Below are 19,786 nucleotides of genomic sequence, written 5' to 3' on the forward strand. Positions count from 1 at the left end.
CAAAGATTCTCCATAGGAGCTGATAAAATGAAAAGAATACTTTTAATCCGTCATTGCCAGGCTTTAGGACAACACAGTGATTCTCCTTTGTCAAAGAAAGGCATACAAAAAGCGTATGAATTAGCAAGACAACTCGAAAGACTAACCTTTCAAATAGATCGTATCATTACAAGCCCTTATATGCGTGCAGAGGAAAGCATCAAACCATTTGCATCTCGTCAAGGTATACCAGTTGAAACAGACGAGAGATTAAAGGAACGCTTACTAAGCGAACAGCCTGTAGATGATTGGATCGATATTTTAGAAGAATCTTTTCAAAATTTCCATTTTAAGCTACCAGGTGGGGAATCGTCGAACGAAGCCTATAAACGTGCAGAAGAAGTCTTGGATGAGTGTATGAAAGAGGAGTTAAATGAGAACATTATAATTGTAACACATGGAAACTTACTTGCTCTTATGTTGAAAAAATTTCATGTAGATTTTGGCTTTCATGAATGGAAAACACTAACAAATCCTGACGCCTTTTTAATTCAACGTATTGGCGGCGAATATATAACTGAGAGAATTTGGGAAGAAAATGAATCTCATTTTTATTAACATGATTTGAAAACTCTATGAAATACGCTATAATGGTATTCGAACTTTGAAAAATATGATAGAATATGTATGTATAGAGATACATAACGATTAATCGTTAAAGGAGGGGACCGTCTTGGCTTTTGTAATTACTTCGCCTTGTGAAGAAGAAAAAGCAGGCGAATGCGTAGAAGTTTGCCCTGTAGATTGTATAGAGGAAGGAAAAGATATGTTCTATATCGATCCTGATATTTGTATCGATTGCGGTGCTTGTGAGGCTGTATGCCCTGTAGAAGCAATTTATATGGAAGATGAAGTACCAGATAAAGAAAATGAATATATCTCATTAAATCGCAAGTTCTTTGAAGAAAGTTAAGAACATTCAAATTTAAAACCGCTATTTGTAATAGCGGTTTTTTAATACTTAATTTCAAAATTTTTAAATGTATTTTCTATTTCCTTTTCTGTAATTTCGATATTTTTTACTTTAGCAAAGAAAGAAGGACCTTTTTTAACTTGATTAAAAAATTTTTCAACCTTATCATCTTTACCCTGTGCTTCTATTTCAACAGACCCATCATCAAGATTCTTCACCCATCCTACAACATCATTCTCCATAGCAACTTGTTGCGTAAAGGAACGAAAACCAACACCTTGTACACGACCTGAAACGATTACATGAACTTGTCTCAATATTATCACCTCTTTCATATGATAGTATCACTGAATATTTCACAATTCAAAAGTTAAGAAAGTAGACATAAATGAAAACGCTTAATAATAACCTTAATTTGGTTATGAAAGCAGATATCGGTTATGCCCAGTTATGAAATGGTACTTTTTCAAACTGCAGGAATCTTCGACAGAAAAAAATATCAATAAATATCTAACTCAGACATAGTATTATCACAAGCAGGACAATCATCACAAATGAAAAAAATAGTTTCCATTGCACAAGATGGACTTGTCAAAAACGATAAATCCTTCGCATGAACTTATGGATGGGGATACAAGATTTGTATTGTCAGGATGCTTGTTGCAAAGTTGTAAAAGTGGCAATAGCAAAGTCTGTGATATATCGTAAAAAACCAACTGGAGTGTTGCTTATGCATTGGAAAAAATACATTGTGTTATTAATACCCTTTGTCGTCTTAGGATTAGCACTTATCTATTTTCTGCCTCGAAGTCAAAATCATAATACAATTATAGCAGCTCTTATTTTTTGGATTATTTATTATGGGTGGGTATATATGGCAGATAAACGAAAGGGAAATAGGTGAAAAGAAATATATATTAATTTGAGACAGAGAAATGATAAAACTGTGATATTCCCTTGCTTTTTGGAAAAGCTAGAAACAGTTTATAAAAGGAAGGGATTTTTGCCATGGCACAATCAATTTGGTTAACAAACAATATAAAATCCTTTGATTCATTAAATGAAAGCCTTGAAACAGATGTAACCATTGTCGGTGGTGGTATTACCGGAATTCTATCTGCATACCTTTTGTCTGAAAATGGTGTTCAAGTTGTATTATTAGAAAGAGGAAGATTACTTCATGGTACAACTGGTCACACAACAGCTAAAGTAACGGCACAACATGGTTTAATATATAATGAATTAATGGAACATTTTGGTCTAGAAAATACTCAAAAATATTATCAAAGTCAAGTTGAAGCAATTCAATTTATTAAAAGAATGACCGAACAATATCAAATAGCTTGTCAATTTGATCAACAAGATGCCATTTTATATACAAATTCTGATCAAAACTATAAAAAATTAGAAGACGAGGCAAATGCATATCAAAAATTAAATATTTCTGCGGATTTAATGAAGGAGATACCATTTGAAATCCCTCATAAGGCAGCATTAACAATGCGTCAGCAAGCACAATTTCATCCGACTGATTTTTTAAAAGTTATCATCGATAAGATTATAGAAAACGGTGGTAAGATATATGAAAACACAACTGCTGTGGACATTGACTATCAAAATAAAGTTACGTTAAGAACAGCTCGTAATCATAATGTCTTATCCGATAATGTTATCGTTGCAACTCAGTTTCCGTTCTATGAAGGGCAAGCTTTTTACAGCACCAGAATGTATCCTTCTAGATCGTATGTCATTGGTTTAACTTCCAACCGTGATTATCCTGGTGGCATGTATTTGGATGTTGATCAACCAAAACGTTCAATTCGTTATGTGAAGCAAAAGGATGAAACAATTTGGTTATTAGGTGGAGAATCACATAAAACAGGTCAGTATAAGAAAGAGAATACAAACCCATATCGTGATCTGCAAAGCTTTGGTTCACAATACCTGGATGTAAAGGATTGGCACTATAAATGGTCGACACAAGACTATACTACGTTAGATAAACTTCCATATATCGGGTCCTTAAACAAGCGCCATCCCAATGTATATGTTGCGACAGGTTTCCGTAAATGGGGAATGACCAATAGTGTTGTGGCAGCACATTTGCTAACGGATCTCATAATGAATCGTGATAATCCATACAAAGAGCTGTATAAGCCACAGCGTTTTCATGCTGATCCAGATGTTAAGAAGTTTATCAGCTACAATTCAAATGTAACGAAGGAATTAGTAAAAGGAAAACTAAGTGTCAATAATAAACATGAACATTTAGAGCCCAAAACAGCGACAAAAACAAATCATAATGGACAAACTATTGGAATTTACAAAGATGAACGTCATCAATTACATGCAGTCGATACAACATGTACACATTTAGGATGCGAATGTAACTGGAATCATGCTGATAAGAGTTGGGATTGTCCATGTCACGGATCAAGGTTTTCCTATGATGGTACAATTATTGAAGGTCCAGCAACAAAACACTTAAAGAAATTTGATCTCGAAAATTAAATTTTGTCTCAGTGTCTCAAGTATACTTTGTGTTTGAGATGTTGAGACTCCCTTCATGAATAACTTCCTATAATATATATTATGTTAACTAGAATTTAAAAAGAAACTAAACCATCCTATCTTAAGTCCAGCTGTCTGTCTGTCCGACGACACAAACTTCCCCTGCTTATAGAGCTTTACGTCATTGGACTTTATTTTAATCAATTTCTGTAAATTTATCATAATTTCCATTGAAGTGTATATTTCTGCGCCAACTTCTAATATATGATTTTCTTTTGGTATTACTTCTTTATCTACTTTTTATTAACTTCTCCAATTTTATCTGCAGTTGTGAATTCATTATCTTCAATATCACCTTGTCATGTGCATGTGTACTGTTTTCGTCATTTATCAAATAGCCACTATATGAATCTTCTGACCTTCCAATATCAACCAGACAACACACCTAACAGTAAAATAGATATTAGTAAACATAGAATCACTTTTCTAAGCATATCAATACCTCCTTCACCGAATTAGACGATGAAATTCTATAATGGTTTCAAAATATTGCTATTTATTGCATTTTTATGAAAATACATGTTTTAAAAGTCACTATTAACCCTTTAAAAAACTAGAATTCATATATTTCGGATTGGGATATTTGTAGAACCCTTCCCCAGTTAATTTTCCGAGTTTTCCTTTATCAATTAACTCTGTTTTTAACAGATTTGCCATTTTCTTTAATTGTTGATCCCCTGTTTCAGACGCTTTTGCTAGTTCAATATTGTATGAGGTTGTGATACCTATGATGTCCAAAATGGCAAATGGACCTAACGGAGAACTAGTTGCTTTCATCCATGCTTTATCAATAGTTTGTGGATCCGCCACTTTATTTAACCAAAGCAACATAGCAGCTTCTAAAAAAGGGCCCAGCAAAGAATTCAATATATAACCCGGTTGTTCTTTATATAGAGGTAAAGCAATCATTCCAATGTCTTTTGCAAATGTAATAACATCATCAAATACTTTCATATTTGTTCCAGGATGTTTCATAATTTCTGCGGTATTATTGATCCAAATTTCATTTGCGAAATGCAAAGCTAAAAACTTTTCTGGTCTACCTGTCACTTCAGCAAATTGACTAGGTAATAACACAGAAGAGTTTGTTAAGAAAATGGTCTTCTCTGGAGCTACTTTACTTAATTCTGTGTAAAATTTAGTCTTAATATTTACCACTTCAGGTATAGCTTCAATCACCAAGTCAGCTTCTGATACAGCTTTTAATAAACTGCAAGAGAAAGATATACGCTGAAAAGCAGCATTTACCTCTTTTCTTGTAGCCCCTAAGTCTTCTTGATAACGCTCCATCAAAACCACGATTTTATTTTTTCCACTGTCTAACGCTTCATCATTTATGTCATAAACCGAAACTTGAAATCCTTTGAAAGCAATTTGAAAAGCAATTTGACTCCCCAAAACGCCAATACCAGCAACCATTATATTCTTATATAACATAGTAAATTTCTCCTTTCAAATTTAAAGAAATATTTCCTATGGAAAAATAATTTTATAACTTAGAAGGTAATGAATATAAAAATTTCACTCGATTTTCGTTCTTGGCTAGGGATACATATCCACAGTGTATCCATTGAATGTTTTTCATTCCCACTGCTTTCAATGTAGACTTAATAAATGTTTTTTTGATCCCGTTTCCCGCTAAAAATTGAATATACCATTTAGGAGCTTGACCAGTTGTAATAACTTTTACGGATTGGATATTCGTGAGCAGCCCTTTCATCGTACCATTCTTATTTTCTATATATGCAAAATCTTTCAGTAGGACTTTATCTAGAAATCCCTTTAAAATAGCTGGAACATTATACCACCAGACCGGGAATATAAAAATCAACTCATTACTAGAATTTAACATTGATTGATACTTACCTACTAATTTATTCTCATACTTCCCCCTTGAATATAATTTTAATTCACTTGCGTGATAAGTTGGATCAAATTCATCTTGGTACAAATCAATAATTTGATATTTCTGATTTCTTTCTTTAAATGTTTCTACTACTTTAGTTAAAATGGCATGATTATAACTACCATTCCACGGGTGATTATATACAATCGTTTTCATACTTTTCCCTCCCTTAGTTTTTACGGGGTTCAAATAAGTGCATTAGTGCGTACATTTGCATTTATAGAGTAAAAAAATCAAGGTTAGCAACTGTTTAAAAGTTTTTCTAATTGATCAGTAGTTAATTTAAACTTATCAAATATCATTTGGCTATTTACTTCGTAGAAAATATTTCTGCCTATTTTTGTTTTTGATACGATTTCGAACTTATGCATTAAATCTAAATGCCTTGAAATAACCGATCTATCCTGTGGGAGATTTTCAGCAATTTCAGTTATATTTTTGGCTCCAAAAACAGCTAAATATCTAATTATTTCAATTCTGCTAGGATCAAATAATGCTTTATAAAAGTCAAAATCTATAGCGTTATTAATTTCTATTGAACATTTAATCTCTTCATCTCGACTCATATTTGTCTCACCTCCTGTACACAGGATACATGCATAAACATGCACGCGTCAAGTTAAAAAATATGATTTTCAATTTCTTATCATTCTAATGATAAAGAAGCATGCTGCCTTATTATTTTCGTGAATTTCCTCCTCTATTCCTGTATAGGAATCGCCTTGATAAAGGAATTAAAAAACTCAGAGGATTGTCAATATCCATTGGAACCGGGTAACAAGTCCCTTTCATGAACACACTTTTTCTTAGAAGTCTTGAAAGAAGAGAAAACATGGAATGAAATCTCTTCTGAACATGGAATCCATGTCATGCTCCCCTCCTCAATTCTTCAAATGTTAAAGAAATATCTCCAATCTTCATAGTGTATTAAGAAATGCTTCTGATTTATATCAAGCCTAAATCGTTCCGTATTCTATTCCAAGTCTCATATGGAAACAAATTCAGTTTATGATTATTTATGTTAATATTAGAATAAATTGATACTCTTATACCAAGTAGTGAATTATATTTTCCCATATTAGCTCCCTCATACTTCCGATCATTCGTTGGCAACAATGTAATTCTTTATTTCATGATAACCTACATACGTATCCATTTTTTAACACTAATATAGATAAAATATACTATTATAGAGTTAAAATAAGGAAGTCAAAGATTACTTATGGTATTCTAAAAGAAAATGTCAATTGTAAGGATGTTGTTATTGTATATAAGAAAATTAGAAGCTGAAATCCGTTTATTACAAAGCCAATTATACGAATTAGGGAAAGATACAAACCAGTATTCCATCGGGGAGATTCTAAGATTAAGTGAATTATTAGATGAAAAAATTATACTTTATCAAAAGTTGAAATTAAATAATAAAAACAAATCTGATTGTAGCGATATTGAATAATTGTTAAAATTCAATTATATTTTCTTCACTAGTATATAGGAGGCATTTAATGAAAGACTTCGATACATACATACGAGATTCTAAAATAAATTGTGAAATGGTCTATAACTTGAAGCCTGATGAAGTCCCTTTTTTGAAATTTGGACTTACTAAGAAGGAGTTACAATATAGAAAACACAGGTTTGCTAAGGAACTGAGTGTCGTGCACCACTTTATGAAAAAACTGATTCAGAATATGGAAGGAATCCCAACTTTAATTATTACAACAGACAATCAGGGCTATATATTAGATATATATGGAGATCAAAGTATTAAAGAAATGGTAGATTCCCTAGGCATAAAACTAGGCACTAGATTTAAAGAAAAGGATGTTGGCACAAATTCAGTTTCACTAGCACTAAAACATCAAAAGCCCATTGCATTAATTGGTAAGGACCATTTTCATGATTGCTTATCTGAAACAGCATGTTATTCTGCTCCTTTTTGTTTTTCATCTAATGGTAGTTTAGTTGGTACTGTCTCCATGATGACAACGGTTAACTACGCTAGTAATTTTCATCTCGGACTTTTATCGTCTGCCGTTGATACAATTGAAAGAGAAATTCAACTTCAAGAGCAAAATCACACTCTTCATTTATTAAATCAAGTGTTAACAGATTCGACTCCTCTGGGAATAGTGATGACCGACAAAAAAGGCAAACCACTAGAATTCAATTCTAGTGCTGAAGAAATAATTTGTATGCAAAGAGAAAAAATTATAGATAACGGTATAGCACATATAGGTAAAATAGGAGAATATATTAATTATGTTCTTGAGACTGGAAAAAAGGTAGAAAATGCTGAATTTTCGTTTTCGCTTATAGAAAACGATCAGTCTAAAAACCTCCTTTTGGATGTGTTACCTCTTTTTGATGAGGATCATTTGATTGGGGCCTTTGCTCAGTTTAGAGACATGACCAATTACCATGAATTACAACAGAAGCTCATAGAATCAGAAAAATTATCTGCAATAGGAAAGTTAGGAGCCGGGTTAGCACATGAAATAAGAAATCCGCTCACATCCATTATCGGCCTCACCCACTTAATGAAAGAAAATAACCATAAAAAGGAATATCTTGATATCATCATAGCTGAATTAGAAAGAATGGAAAATTTAGTGAATCAGTTTGTTTCATACGGAAAACCATCCTCCATAGAACGAGTACATTGTAATTTGAACGATCTAATTGCTGATACAGTTGAATTAATGAACAGTAATGCCAGCCTTCATAATGTTGATATTTACATTGAACCTACTAATATAAATGCCAAAATCTATATTGATGAATCTAAAATCAAACAAATTCTAATTAATTTTATAAAAAATGCCTTTGAGGCTATGCCCAAAGGAGGTGATGTTTGTATTCAATTAGAATCAGACTATAAAAAGGAAGAAGTCCACATCTCTATCAAGGACGAAGGACTAGGTATGACGAAGGAGCAAGTGAACAATCTAGGTACACCTTTTTTTACCACAAAAGAGAACGGGCTTGGTATGGGATTACCTATTTGTTTTGATATCATACAAGCTCATGAAGGGAAGATAAACTTTCATTCTGAAAAAGGAAAAGGAACTGAAGTACATATCATTCTACCTCTTAATTAAAATAATCAAAAAGGGAGAAATGTATAATGAAAAAAGTTTCTACAGTATTGGTCGAAAATCTTAAACGATTAGGAATTTCTCATGTATTTGGAATACCAGGTAAAGCTATCGTTCCATTATTAGTTGAGTGTGAGATTCAGGATTTACAATTTGTTCTCTCAAGACATGAATCAGGATCAGGTTTTGCAGCTGCAGGCTATGCTCAAACAAAAGGTTTAGGGGTAGCTTTAGGTACATCAGGTCCCGGTGGAACTAATCTATTAACATCTGCTGGCCAAGCGAAAGCTTATCACTCCCCTACTTTGTTTATAACTGGACAACCATCTGCGAAAGATACTGGTAAAGCACAAGGACAAGACTCATCTATCTTTGGTACGGATCTTGTCAGAATGTTTGAGTCTGTAACATTGTTTAGTGCACGTGTAGATAGAGGTGATCAACTGGAGGTGTTCCTTAAGCATGCTATTGAAAAGGCAACAAATGGTGTAAAAGGACCGGTGCATCTTTCTATACCTATGGACGTTTTACAAGAAGAAATTTCAGATTTTATAGTTGAAATTCCTACTTTAAAGTCTTCTGTAATTTCCAATCAAATTGAGACTGTTATATCAAAGCTTAATGAGGCAGGAAAACCTGTTTTATTATTGGGAAAAGGAGTTCATCTATCAAAAGCTTATAAAGAAGTAAGGTGGTTGGTAGAACAATGGCAAGTTCCAGTAATGACTACTCCAGGTGGTAAAGGGACTTTTCCTACTAATCACCCTCTATCTTTAGGTGCGTATGGCTTGGGAGGTAACGAAAAAGCAACAAAATATCTGAAAAAAAGAGTAGATCAAATGATTGTAATTGGTAGTAAGCTGAGTGATATGTCCTTAGCAGGATTTTCGGAAGCAGTTTATCCGAAACACCTCATTCATTTTGATTTAGATCCTACGTTTATACAAAAATCTATTCCGATTCCTACTTTGTATATTCAAGGGGATATTAAAGCTAATCTAGTTGAAATACAGCGTAAAACTAAATTAGATAGAATAGATATAAAAAGAGTTTCTCTTTTTAGCGAAGAAAATGAAAATTTAGATGATATTCAAGAAAGCGAAACATATCTATCAGCCAAAGTAGCTATAAAAGAACTGCGAAAGTATTTACCAAATGATGCAGTACTGTTCGGGGATGATGGAAGTCATACCTTTTATGCAATTAAATACTATGACATTTATGAACCTGGAACGTTTTATTTTGATGATGTATTTGGAACAATGGGGCATGCAATTGGATATTCCATTGGTGCAAAAGTGGCGTCACCAGATAAAACTGTTGTGTGCTTAACTGGTGATGGTTGTACATTTATGCACGGTACTGAGATTGCAACAGCTGTAGATCAAAATCTTCCTGTCATATTTATAGTATTTAATAACGTCGCTCTTGATATGGTTGATAAAGGGATGAAAAAGATGTTGGGACACTCAATCGGTGCTACCTACCAACACGCGTTAGATGTTAAACTGTTCGCATCATCATTGGGTGCTGCTTCTTATAGATGTCGTAAAACCGAAGATATTGAAAACGCAATTGGACAAGCATTAAAAAACTACACTGGTCCCACTGTAATTGAGATAATGGTTGATCCAGAAGAAATTCCGCCTATCTTAAATAGAGTTTAAACGTTTAGCTGGATGCAAGCTGTAGTTCTGCACCTGTTATACTTTTACTATAGGTGCAGAACTAATTTAATTACAAAACTACAGTCATTTGTTTTCATTCTCAAATTCACTATATGCTTTTTTGAAATGAGACAAAGAAGATATTGCTTTTGGAAACCCTACATAACCACTACAATGATTTATCACTTCTAGAATTTCTTCCTTTGATAATCCTACTTTAAGTGCTATTTTAAAATGGAAAGTTAATGCAGTTCCTTGATCACCTTGTGAGATAAGAGAAGATAAAGTGATCATAGCCCGTTGTTTCAAATCCAGCGTATCATCAGAATAAATGTCTCCATACCCAAATTCCACTGCCATTTTTGCTAGTCTTGGAGAAAAATCTTGTACTTCTTCCATCGTTTTTACACCTTGCTCACCAGCAATTTCCTCGATTCTATTCCATCCAACTTGTATTTTATCCATTTTTTTCCTTCCTCTCTATTCTATTTGGAATTTAAATTGAATTGTTAGCATTCTTCTCTTGGGAACTATAAGCTCAATAGCAGTTGGAATGATGGTTTCGTCTAAGGTTACATGCTCCTACATTATGATAAACCGATCATGAAATCTATTTTGTCAGCGTATTGCGGAAAATCGATTAGGGGATTTCTATTCTTTTGAATGATATAGATTTCTTTGTTTCGATGTTTTTCATAAAGAGAGACTTGAAAAGTTCGATGCCAATCTAGTAATATTTCAATATCATGATCATTGTACTGGCTAACTTCTTCTGGATATCTTATCAAAAAATACAATGTTGCTCTAGCAACCTCACCTTTTCCGCTTTCAGGTTCAAATTTTTCTTCTTCGTATTTTCCACAATACGTTCTAATTGTTTTTATCTCCATCTCAGGAGTGTAATTATCGAAGTCAAAATAGGGATAATTGGACCTTGTGGAATTACAATCTTTTTCACATGTGAAAAGATGATGTAAATCACCCCTCATTGGATTATCCTCATCAAACCATGATTGAGGTACGACGTGTTCACAGTTATACATATTTTCACTTTCAATGATTGCTGTAGCTTTTCTCAACTCATCGTTATTTTTTGAGTTACTTTTAAACAACTTGTCATACTCTTCTTTCCTTTTTATTTCTGCGTCATGATCTTCTCTTATGACTTGTTCAGGATCCTTTTGTTTTCCAGAATAAATGCTTTTCAGGTTCCCATCCATACGGAGGTCAACTGCTGAATAAAGGTAATCACGGGTTTCTGAGTTATAAGGAAGCTGATTTTCATGTGTATTCGTAATTAATTGATTTAATTGCTTAAATATATTTGTTTTGTCCCCTTCATTAAAATCTATGTTCTGATAATAATCTTGGATGAACTTGGCATCCTCTTCTTCGTCATAATATTCTTTTTCATTTTGAATCATCTTTTGGTAATTCTTTAGTGTCAACAAAGCGTTATTATGTTCCGTTCCATTTTTTTCTTGCATAGGTTCCTCTCCCCTTTCATGTTTGTTACAAGAAAACGGACAGGGATAAGAGATTAAACAGCTTACCTGCCCATTTTTAGTTGACGAAATTATGTTAGTTAAAAATTCTTATATAATATATCTAGTTATTATGGTTGTCTATCATTCTTACTTAAACTTGGAGTATTGATTCTATCTAATTGTTCAACAAGATTAAGTAGTAGAAAACCATTCCCTTCAGCGGTTTTTTGGTAATCTAGTGGTAGTGTTCGTCTGATAAGTTGGGCATAAATCTCTGATTCAATGAGAGATCTATCAAACTCTTTTTCACTTAATTTGATGATTAAGGCTAAAGCACCTGCTACATGTGGAGCGGCCATAGAGGTTCCTGATAGTCTAGCAAATTTATTATCTATATAGGTTGATAGGACATCTACACCCGGAGCTACAAGATCCACTTCATTATGGGTGTTCGAAAATGGAGCAAGCTGTAAGTCCATATCTACAGCACCAACAGAAATGACTTCGTTATAAGCTCCAGGATAGGCATGCTCAATGGTATCCTCTTGCCCATCTCCTTCATTTCCAGCAGCAACTACTACGGATACACCTTGATTAACCGCATGTTGAATCGCTTCATGCATTTCCGGTACATCATTAGGACCACCAAGTGACATGCAAATCACTCGAGCTCGTTCATTGTTAGGACCACTCCATTCAACTGCATAGTTTATCGCATCTATGATCCAGTCATACTCACCAGAACCTCCACCTGTTAACGCTTTAAGGCTTAATATTTTAGCTTTTGGGGCAATTCCTACAACACCATCATCATTAAAGCTTGCTGCAATGGTCCCCGATACGTGTGTTCCGTGACCGTTATTGTCTTCAAAGTTGCCTTGATCTCCATTGTAATCTGATGTAAAATTTCTTCCACCAATTATTTGTTCCTCAAGATCTGGATGATTTGACTCAATACCAGTGTCTATAACCGCAATGACGATTTCTTCTCCTTCGTAGCCTTTTTCCCATACGGCAGGAGCCTGTACCAGTTGAACACCTTCTGGGGTCTCATTTTTTGAATCTTCAATCGACTGAATAGTATAAGGTATCAAATTAACTTGTGCCATAGTTTATCCTCCTCAAAAATATTTCCTCTATCTCTATAGTATATGTAATTGACGTGCAAAAGTTTACTAGTTTTACTATATTTAATATTTTTGTAATATTTGACATTTTATGTTTGCATTGGAAGTTTATCTATATCGACATACAAAGTCCGGTATATAAATTATGCTTTGTTATATATATAACCTAATTGGGTTATGTGTAAACAATAAAAAAATGGAGACTTATCACCTAGTAATGACTATAAGCCTCCGTTTTACTATACTTTGTAGATTCTACATTTTCACTACTTTGTAAATTAAACTCCTGCTTTAATCTGGTTCCAGACTCGGACTAGAGTTTTAACAGAGTGATGCTGTAGGCGATGATCCAAATGATCCATCCAATCCATCCGATCAGGCCAACCAGCGCGATCCGATTAATACCATTCACGTTGTAGGGCTAGCCGACGAGGAAAGAAATAGCAATGCGGCGCTTAAGTATCCTATCCAGCCATGCCAACTGGGGATGAGATCAATAGTCACGCCAGCGCAGTAAAATATGAGACGCTCTTAACTATGATTTTATCAGTCTCCTACACTTATATCGATAGAGTACACTCTTTTGATATATAATTAAACTAATTAACTGAATAATTACAGAAATGAGATGATACTGTATGAAAATTGCGAGAGGTAGGGAATTGCTTACACCAGAACAGCGGCAGGCCCTTATGCAAATTCCTGTGCCCTATGGGCTTAAGCAATGTGCTGTTCGGATTCAATAAGGAATGGATATTATTTTTGAAGAAAAAGTTTCCGGAGCAACAAAAGATCGTGAGCAACTTCAAAAAATGTTAGAGGATATACATGAACGTGATATCATTTATGTTACGAACTTAACTCAGATTACTCGTAGTACACAAGATTTATTTGAATTAATCGATAACATACGGAGTAAAAAGGCAAATTTAAAATCCTTAAAATATACATGGCTAGATTTGTCAGAAGATAATCCCTACAGCCAATGCTTAATTACGGTTATGGCGGGTGTAAACCAATTAGAACGTGATCTTATCCGTATGCGGCAGCGTGAAGAGATTGAATTGGCTAAGAAAGAAGGAACTATATAGAAAGCTATCGGAAAGGAACAGTTGATGAGTTATACCAAAAATCGGAAATGTATAATAGAAAATAAATTTCATATAGAGGTGGAAGTGTATGCCTAAAATTGACAATATGTTAGCAATTCTATGGATGCTTCGTTCAGGAGAAAAAATTACTGCAAAACAAATTTCAGAAAAGCTAGAGATGAATATAAGGACTGTGTATCGTTATATTGATACACTTTCAATAAGTGGTGTACCAATAATTTCAGACGCAGGACATAACGGTGGATACACTTTATTGAACAATTTTATTGAAGCTCCTCTTTTTTTTGATTTTGAGGAGCAAACCTCGCTATTTCACGCTGCTGTTTTTGCAGAAGAAGCCGGGTATTATGGAGGTGAAGCACTAAATAGGGCTATTTCAAAGCTAAGAAAATATTCGAATCAAGAGCAGGAAACAAAGATAGATCAACATTTAACCAGTCTTGAAGTAATAAGTCGATTAAGTTCCCTCGCTATGGAACCTTTTTTGAAGGAGTTGGAGCAGGGCGTAGCTGACGGATACTCTGTAAAAATTCTATACCATAAAAGTGGCGAAGAGCAATCAAAGTATAGAGTGGTGGATCCGTACAGAATTATTTATTGGAATAATAAGTGGTATGTGATTGGATTTTGTCATCTTAGGAATGATATCCGTAGTTTTAGAGTAGATCGAATGGAAAGTCTAACGCTAACCGAAAATAAGTTTAACCGACCAGAAAATTTTTCAGCACGTGACTTTTTTATGAAAAACCTCCTTCCAACTATAGAAGATAAGGAAGGGATTATTTCTTTGGTTATTAATGGGGATAAAAGTGTATTGGCTGATATTTGCCAACATTGGTTTTTAGGACATTATTTACAAGAGCGGACTTCAAATCAAGCAGTATTTCTTCTTGAGAAAGATATGATACATACATATGTACCTTATTTACTTTTAATGTACGGTAAATCTATTCGAGTTATTGAGCCAATCAGCCTTAAGAAAAGAATGATTGAAGTTTTGTCGGAATTAATAAAATTTCATCAAATTTGATTAATTCCCTGACGCTAGGTGTCAGGGAATTAATGTTATAGTTGGATATATCAATTGTGATTGGAGTGTTATTGGATGCAAACAAAAAAAGTTCTTCTATATGTATTTAATACAATGTCGGACTGGGAATATGGATATTTAATTGCTGAACTAAACTCAGGAAGATATTTCAAAAAAGATTTAGCACCTTTAAAAGTAATTACAGTAGGAGCTAATAAAGAAATTATTACTACTATGGGAGGACTGAGCATAAAACCAGATATTTCCCTTGATGAATGTACTCTTGAAAGTAAAGATCTTTTAATTTTACCAGGAGGGACTACTTGGAGTGAAGAAATTCATCAACCTATCTTGGAAAGAATTGGCCAAGCTTTAAAGCTTGGCACTATTGTTGCTGCAATTTGTGGTGCAACTGAGGGCCTCGCGAATATGGGATACTTAGATACTAGAAAGCATACAAGTAATAACTTAGAATATACTAAAATGGTATGTCCTAACTATAAAGGAGAAAAGTTCTATGAGTTGGGATCTGCCGTATCTGATGCGAATTTAGTTACTGCATCAGGAATAGCTCCTCTGGAATTTGCAATGGAGGTACTGAAAAAAATAGATGTATTTACACCAGATGCATTACATTCATGGTATAACCTAAATAAGACTCATAAACCTGAATACTTCTTCCATCTAATGGATTCAATAAATAGATGAGCTAAAAAAAGCAATTTAGCAGATTCATATTATTAAATAATTACCATGCTTTAGAGAATGTCAAAGCATGGTTTTTGAATATAACTTAAAAATGCTTATGGAGTAATGAAAAAGCCCGATTTCTCTATTAATTAACGGTGAAGTTGGGCTTTTTAGTATTGAAAATTCCTTAACGTTGTAAATCCACATTTTCCTGACGGTACCCCTATTTGAATAAATATTAATCTAAAGCTCCTGATTATACTAGTCGTTGATGATTTCTATCTCTTCCCCTTCTGCTAAATCCGATCGAATTTGTAGATTTGTTACGTCTGTTGGTAATGCATCAAATCGAATTTCAAATTCATAGTCACCTCTCCACTTACTGCTATAGCTACTACCAAGTTGTTGAATCTTTTTTCCATCTGCTACAAGTACAATCTGATTGAACGAAAGTTGGTCCACCGTTTCTTTATTTGATGTACCCTTTATTACTGTTGCGGTTGGTGACGCTGTAATCGTCTTAAAATGCAGATATCCAGTATCCATTGGCATCCTTTTATCGACTTTTTGTCTTAAACTAGATCCCATGGCTTTGTTTGGATCATATTCGAATGTAAGTGTCTTGACTGATTGTTGAAAATGTAATGTTAATTCCTTAGCAAATCCATTTGGTGGTTCAAAAGAATACGTACCCTTTATTGTGCTTTCATCTTCACTTACATTCCCTGCCCCACTGTTCATATGTGATTTGGTAAGAAAACCGGTAATTCTCATCGGCGTGAAATCTAACTCAGGGTTATCTATGTTATTCGTTTCACTAGTTGCGGTATAGTAAATAATCAACTGATTATCGTCAACCATCACTCCATTAACAGTAAACGTTACGCCATTTTCAAATGTTATACTTTCGTTAAGGCTTTGACCATTTCCCATTTCATTTAAGTTTTGTAATGTATCTGAAATAACATCCACGTCTTCAAATCCAATGATCTTTTTACCATAATAAGCTAATCCTTGATAGTTATAACCAATTAATATCGAGCACAATAAAAAAGCTGCAACTAATTTCCATACAAAGTATTTTCTGGAAGAATTTCTTGTTTGTTGACTTTTTAAAGCATTATGCAAACGATATTCTAGTTGATCTGGGGCTTGGAGAGATTCCAACTGCTGCTTTTCCTTTAGCATCTGTTTCTTTAAGTTACTCATTTCGATCACCTCGATACAAAGTATGTAACCTTTTCAGACCATAAAATACTCGTGATTTGATCGTTCCTACAGAAGTATCAGTAATCTTAGCAATGGTCTGAAATTCAAGATCGTTAAAATACCTCAGTCTAATCGCTTCAGCTTGCTTTTCATTAAGATGTGAAAGCAAAATATTAATATCTATCTCACTTTCTATTTGGTCAAATACATTATGCTCACCTTTCAACTTGTCTTCTATAACCTGTTGATCTAATAAAACAGTTCTATTTTTATTACGATAAGCTGTATGGCAACAGTTAACCAAAATTTTATTACTCCAACTGTAAAAGGATGTATTGTTTTGTAATAAATGAATATTCTCATAAAGTTTTACAATCATATCTTCCATGACATCTAAAGCATCCTCTTCCTTTTTCATATAGGAAAATGCTAATCTATAATAATCATCTTTCCTACGCAATATTAGACTTAGTAGTGCTTCTTTGTCACCCTTTTTTGCTTTCTTTACTAGTCTTACATTCATTACTGCTTTCCCCCTCCCCTACATATAAGAGTAATTACGAATACAATAAGTTCATTAATAAATAAAAAAAATTAAATAAAATAAGATAATTGCAGAGGGACTGCTTAAAAACGTAGCGATTGTGCCCCTGGTTATCCTTAAGGCGATTCGGATGTAGCCGCTTGGGATTAGACAATACACCTAATTTTATACTTTCCTATCTCATAAAAAAAGATAAAACTTATTCCGATTTAAGAATAAGTTTTATCTTCAATTTACTGATGATCAGTTCAGATATTAAAATTTTAATCTTCAGTAGCATTCTTTGTTTTTTTATGATTAACTGCCAGTCCGATGCCACCGCCAATCAGTAACAAGCAGATAATTGATACTTGGAAATATTGGTGATAGAACTGCCAAATGTTGATATTAAAATAGGTTTCAAATTGGCCTGCAAAGACTGGCATTAAGACCGAATCGAATAAATAGAATAAACCGAGTAAAATTAATCCGAAGCCTATCCATTTTTGATAATTGGCCAGATACTTTATAATTGGAACATCTTCCAGCACCTCATATTCAAAGCGATTTGCTAACTGAAGTGCATCAAAGAAACTAAAGAACCAAATCAATGGAATTAAAAATAAGAAAAGAGATAAGTTTAAAACATCTAAAATATAGATCGAAAATAGAAAGGATGCCATTAACTGAATACCTCTTTTTTGCAAGCCTAAATATAAATGGCCTGCTCCAGGAAAAATGGATAATATAGTAGCGGTCATCTTACTTTTTCTTTCATTATCGCGTGCCCGGTTGAAATCGTCCATTATCGTTTTATCCTCTAACTCTTTTCCTGATTGCTTTTGATTTAATAGCTGGATAATATCAAACATGCAATATATCCAAATGATCGGAAGTGCTAATAAGAATATTAAAAACACAGCACTTGTCAAAAAACTAACAAAGAATACCATAATAATAATCCCAAAAAAGGCAGCAAGCAACGTTAGGCCACGATAGGATAGTCCTAAATAAAAATGTCCCATACCAGGTATAATGGACAACAGCATTGTGGTTACTCGCTCGTTAGATACTTCCATAGATGCATCTTCATCCTTGCTTACTTTTTTCGTATTTGGATCAGTTTTTGATAGTAGTAAAGTTATCGTAATATCCAGCATATTAATGCCCCAGATAAGTGCTGCAAATGCTACTAACAAAATAGAGTGATTGAAACCAACAATCACTGTAAAAAAACCTAGTGCAAGAGCTCCTATAAAGGCTAGTGTATAAAGAACTCCACGAACTTTATGCCCCCAATAAATATGACCAATTCCAGGAATTAGTCCCAGAAAAAATGCTGCTAATGCTGATTTATTCATTATGATGAACCCCCTTCATTCCTTCTAATACATCATTCGTTTTAGTCATTAAATGCTCGGTTATCAATCCTGTGTTTTGCTTTTGCTGGATTTCTGTCACATTTAATGCACCTTGAAACACACCTGTTAAAGTCAAAAAAATCGTTAATCCAGCTGCAACTAGATAATGGGTGACTACTTTATTTTGATTTGCTTTTGGAGGAGAAGGTAAGATCTTCTCCATTTGTTGAAGTGTAATGTCTGTGAAATCATCTGAAAGTTCACCATTAACCTCGATATCCTCTATTAGAGTGACATACATATTTGTACATGTTTCACATTCCAATAAATGATCCTCAATCATGTTCTCTTGATCAGAGTCAGAATTCATATAGGAGAGCAGAGCGTCTTTACCAATGTGAGTCAATTAAAATCCTCCTCCTTCCAATTTTCTTTCATCCATTTTCTTGCTCGATATAACCTCATTTTGACCGTGGTTTCTTCGATATTCAACTCTTGTGCAATCTGCTTATACGATAATTCCTGAAAATAATAAGCTTTCACTACTATTCGAAACTTCTCTGGCATCAAATTAATTTGTTGTTGAATCTTATTTGATTTATCTTTACTAATAATTTGTTCGTCCGGATGTATTTCCGTACTCGCTGGCTCAAATTCTTCAAATGTTTCTAAGTCTTCTTTATGTCTTGTTATTTTTCGTTTATAATCGATCGCTTTATGAAGGGCAATACGACTAATCCATGTTTTGAAGCCTTTATACTGATAAGAAGTAAGAGCATCAATCATTTTAATAAATGTTTCTTGTGCTAAATCTTCTGCGATTTTTTCATCATGGACGACGCTATATATTACTTTAAATACATGATGTTTGTATCGTTCTATCAATAAGCGGATCGCATGTTGATTACCGACTTTTATTTTTCTGATCAGTTGTTCGTCTTGAATGATGCTCCCCCCTCCCTTTTTATACCCCATTCTAATTGACGCATAAAAAAAGTAAATGACTACAAAAACATCAAATTTTTTTATTACTTATAAATACCAGCAATCATG

20 protein-coding genes and 1 pseudogene are annotated in these 19,786 nt (G+C 33.7%); 9 read left to right on the plus strand and 12 right to left on the minus strand.

Annotated elements, in window-relative coordinates:
• The first annotated feature begins 27 nt into the window (after nt 1–27).
• Both BM121_RS10145 and BM121_RS10150 read left to right on the plus strand, forming a co-directional pair.
• Nucleotides 28–597 carry a histidine phosphatase family protein gene (locus BM121_RS10145; RefSeq protein WP_091483522.1) on the plus strand — a complete coding sequence of 190 codons (570 nt, stop codon included), beginning with the start codon at nt 28–30 and terminating at the stop codon, nt 595–597.
• A gap of 115 nt (nt 598–712) precedes the next feature.
• Complete coding sequence (locus tag BM121_RS10150; protein ID WP_091483523.1) at nt 713–952, plus strand: ferredoxin family protein; 240 nt, start codon at nt 713–715, stop codon at nt 950–952.
• 41 nt (nt 953–993) lie between these two features.
• On the opposite strand, the gene BM121_RS10155 is transcribed toward BM121_RS10150, so the two are convergent.
• Complete coding sequence (locus BM121_RS10155; RefSeq protein WP_175495388.1) at nt 994–1,269, minus strand: acylphosphatase; 276 nt, start codon at nt 1,267–1,269, stop codon at nt 994–996.
• Between the two features lie 691 nt (nt 1,270–1,960).
• Between BM121_RS10155 and BM121_RS10165 the strand changes: the two genes are divergently transcribed.
• On the plus strand, nt 1,961–3,463 hold the full coding sequence (locus tag BM121_RS10165; protein ID WP_091483525.1) for an FAD-dependent oxidoreductase: 1,503 nt from the start codon (nt 1,961–1,963) through the stop codon (nt 3,461–3,463).
• Nucleotides 3,464–4,060: 597 nt separating this feature from the next.
• Here BM121_RS10165 and BM121_RS10170 read toward each other — a convergent pair.
• The 3 genes from BM121_RS10170 to BM121_RS10180 form a co-directional block, all read right to left on the minus strand.
• Nucleotides 4,061–4,960 (minus strand): 3-hydroxyacyl-CoA dehydrogenase, encoded by a 900-nt coding sequence (locus BM121_RS10170; RefSeq protein ID WP_091483526.1) that lies wholly within the window; start codon nt 4,958–4,960, stop codon nt 4,061–4,063.
• A gap of 52 nt (nt 4,961–5,012) precedes the next feature.
• On the minus strand, nt 5,013–5,585 hold the full coding sequence (locus tag BM121_RS10175) for an NAD(P)H-dependent oxidoreductase (protein ID WP_091483527.1): 573 nt from the start codon (nt 5,583–5,585) through the stop codon (nt 5,013–5,015).
• A gap of 83 nt (nt 5,586–5,668) precedes the next feature.
• Nucleotides 5,669–5,995, minus strand: coding sequence for an ArsR/SmtB family transcription factor (locus BM121_RS10180; protein WP_091483528.1), 327 nt, complete (start codon nt 5,993–5,995; stop codon nt 5,669–5,671).
• A 674-nt stretch (nt 5,996–6,669) separates the two neighbouring features.
• On the opposite strand from BM121_RS10180, the gene BM121_RS10185 reads away from it, so the two are divergent.
• Genes BM121_RS10185 through BM121_RS10195 form a run of 3 tightly spaced genes read left to right on the plus strand, consistent with a single transcriptional unit; the run spans nt 6,670 to nt 10,194 of the window.
• A complete protein-coding gene (locus BM121_RS10185) occupies nt 6,670–6,885 on the plus strand; it encodes a Spo0E family sporulation regulatory protein-aspartic acid phosphatase (protein WP_245780777.1) in 216 nt (71 codons plus the stop codon).
• A 49-nt stretch (nt 6,886–6,934) separates the two neighbouring features.
• Nucleotides 6,935–8,530, plus strand: a complete 1,596-nt coding sequence (locus BM121_RS10190; RefSeq protein ID WP_091483530.1) for an ATP-binding protein — start codon at nt 6,935–6,937, stop codon at nt 8,528–8,530.
• A 26-nt stretch (nt 8,531–8,556) separates the two neighbouring features.
• The gene (locus tag BM121_RS10195; protein WP_091483531.1) at nt 8,557–10,194 is read left to right on the plus strand and encodes a thiamine pyrophosphate-binding protein; all 1,638 of its coding nucleotides are present in this window, start codon (nt 8,557–8,559) and stop codon (nt 10,192–10,194) included.
• Nucleotides 10,195–10,278: 84 nt separating this feature from the next.
• Here the strand turns inward: BM121_RS10195 and BM121_RS10200 are convergent, their stop codons facing one another.
• The 3 genes from BM121_RS10200 to BM121_RS10210 all read right to left on the minus strand — a co-directional run bounded on the left by BM121_RS10200 (nt 10,279) and on the right by BM121_RS10210 (nt 12,790).
• Nucleotides 10,279–10,659: a carboxymuconolactone decarboxylase family protein gene (locus BM121_RS10200; RefSeq protein ID WP_091483532.1), complete on the minus strand. Its 381-nt coding sequence runs from the start codon at nt 10,657–10,659 to the stop codon at nt 10,279–10,281.
• Between the two features lie 122 nt (nt 10,660–10,781).
• Nucleotides 10,782–11,681, minus strand: a complete 900-nt coding sequence (locus BM121_RS10205) for an endonuclease I family protein (protein WP_091483533.1) — start codon at nt 11,679–11,681, stop codon at nt 10,782–10,784.
• Nucleotides 11,682–11,809: 128 nt separating this feature from the next.
• Nucleotides 11,810–12,790, minus strand: a complete 981-nt coding sequence (locus BM121_RS10210) for a S8 family peptidase (RefSeq protein WP_091483534.1) — start codon at nt 12,788–12,790, stop codon at nt 11,810–11,812.
• A gap of 764 nt (nt 12,791–13,554) precedes the next feature.
• Between BM121_RS10210 and BM121_RS10215 the strand changes: the two are divergent.
• The 3 genes and pseudogenes from BM121_RS10215 to BM121_RS10225 form a co-directional block, all read left to right on the plus strand.
• A pseudogene (locus BM121_RS10215) lies at nt 13,555–13,890 on the plus strand (recombinase family protein); the annotation flags it as partial.
• Nucleotides 13,891–13,987: 97 nt separating this feature from the next.
• Nucleotides 13,988–14,950 carry a helix-turn-helix transcriptional regulator gene (locus BM121_RS10220; protein WP_091483535.1) on the plus strand — a complete coding sequence of 321 codons (963 nt, stop codon included), beginning with the start codon at nt 13,988–13,990 and terminating at the stop codon, nt 14,948–14,950.
• A 75-nt stretch (nt 14,951–15,025) separates the two neighbouring features.
• The gene (locus BM121_RS10225; protein ID WP_091483536.1) at nt 15,026–15,658 is read left to right on the plus strand and encodes a type 1 glutamine amidotransferase family protein; all 633 of its coding nucleotides are present in this window, start codon (nt 15,026–15,028) and stop codon (nt 15,656–15,658) included.
• A gap of 243 nt (nt 15,659–15,901) precedes the next feature.
• Here BM121_RS10225 and BM121_RS10230 read toward each other — a convergent pair whose 3' ends face one another.
• The 5 genes from BM121_RS10230 to BM121_RS10250 all read right to left on the minus strand — a co-directional run bounded on the left by BM121_RS10230 (nt 15,902) and on the right by BM121_RS10250 (nt 19,708).
• Complete coding sequence (locus tag BM121_RS10230; RefSeq protein WP_091483537.1) at nt 15,902–16,849, minus strand: DUF4179 domain-containing protein; 948 nt, start codon at nt 16,847–16,849, stop codon at nt 15,902–15,904.
• Nucleotides 16,842–17,372, minus strand: a complete 531-nt coding sequence (locus tag BM121_RS10235; protein WP_091483538.1) for a sigma-70 family RNA polymerase sigma factor — start codon at nt 17,370–17,372, stop codon at nt 16,842–16,844. The genes BM121_RS10230 and BM121_RS10235 overlap by 8 nt, the downstream gene beginning before the upstream one ends.
• Nucleotides 17,373–17,656: 284 nt before the next feature.
• Entirely contained in the window at nt 17,657–18,733 is a 1,077-nt protein-coding gene (locus tag BM121_RS10240; RefSeq protein WP_091483539.1) for a hypothetical protein, read from the minus strand.
• Nucleotides 18,726–19,139: a hypothetical protein gene (locus BM121_RS10245; protein ID WP_091483540.1), complete on the minus strand. Its 414-nt coding sequence runs from the start codon at nt 19,137–19,139 to the stop codon at nt 18,726–18,728. Before BM121_RS10245 ends, BM121_RS10240 begins: the two co-directional genes overlap by 8 nt.
• Nucleotides 19,136–19,708: an RNA polymerase sigma factor gene (locus BM121_RS10250; RefSeq protein ID WP_091483541.1), complete on the minus strand. Its 573-nt coding sequence runs from the start codon at nt 19,706–19,708 to the stop codon at nt 19,136–19,138. Before BM121_RS10250 ends, BM121_RS10245 begins: the two co-directional genes overlap by 4 nt.
• Between the last annotated feature and the right edge of the window lie 78 nt (nt 19,709–19,786).

Origin of the sequence: Gracilibacillus orientalis (genome assembly GCF_900114645.1) — a bacterium.
Classification (GTDB): domain Bacteria; phylum Bacillota; class Bacilli; order Bacillales; family Amphibacillaceae; genus Gracilibacillus; species Gracilibacillus orientalis.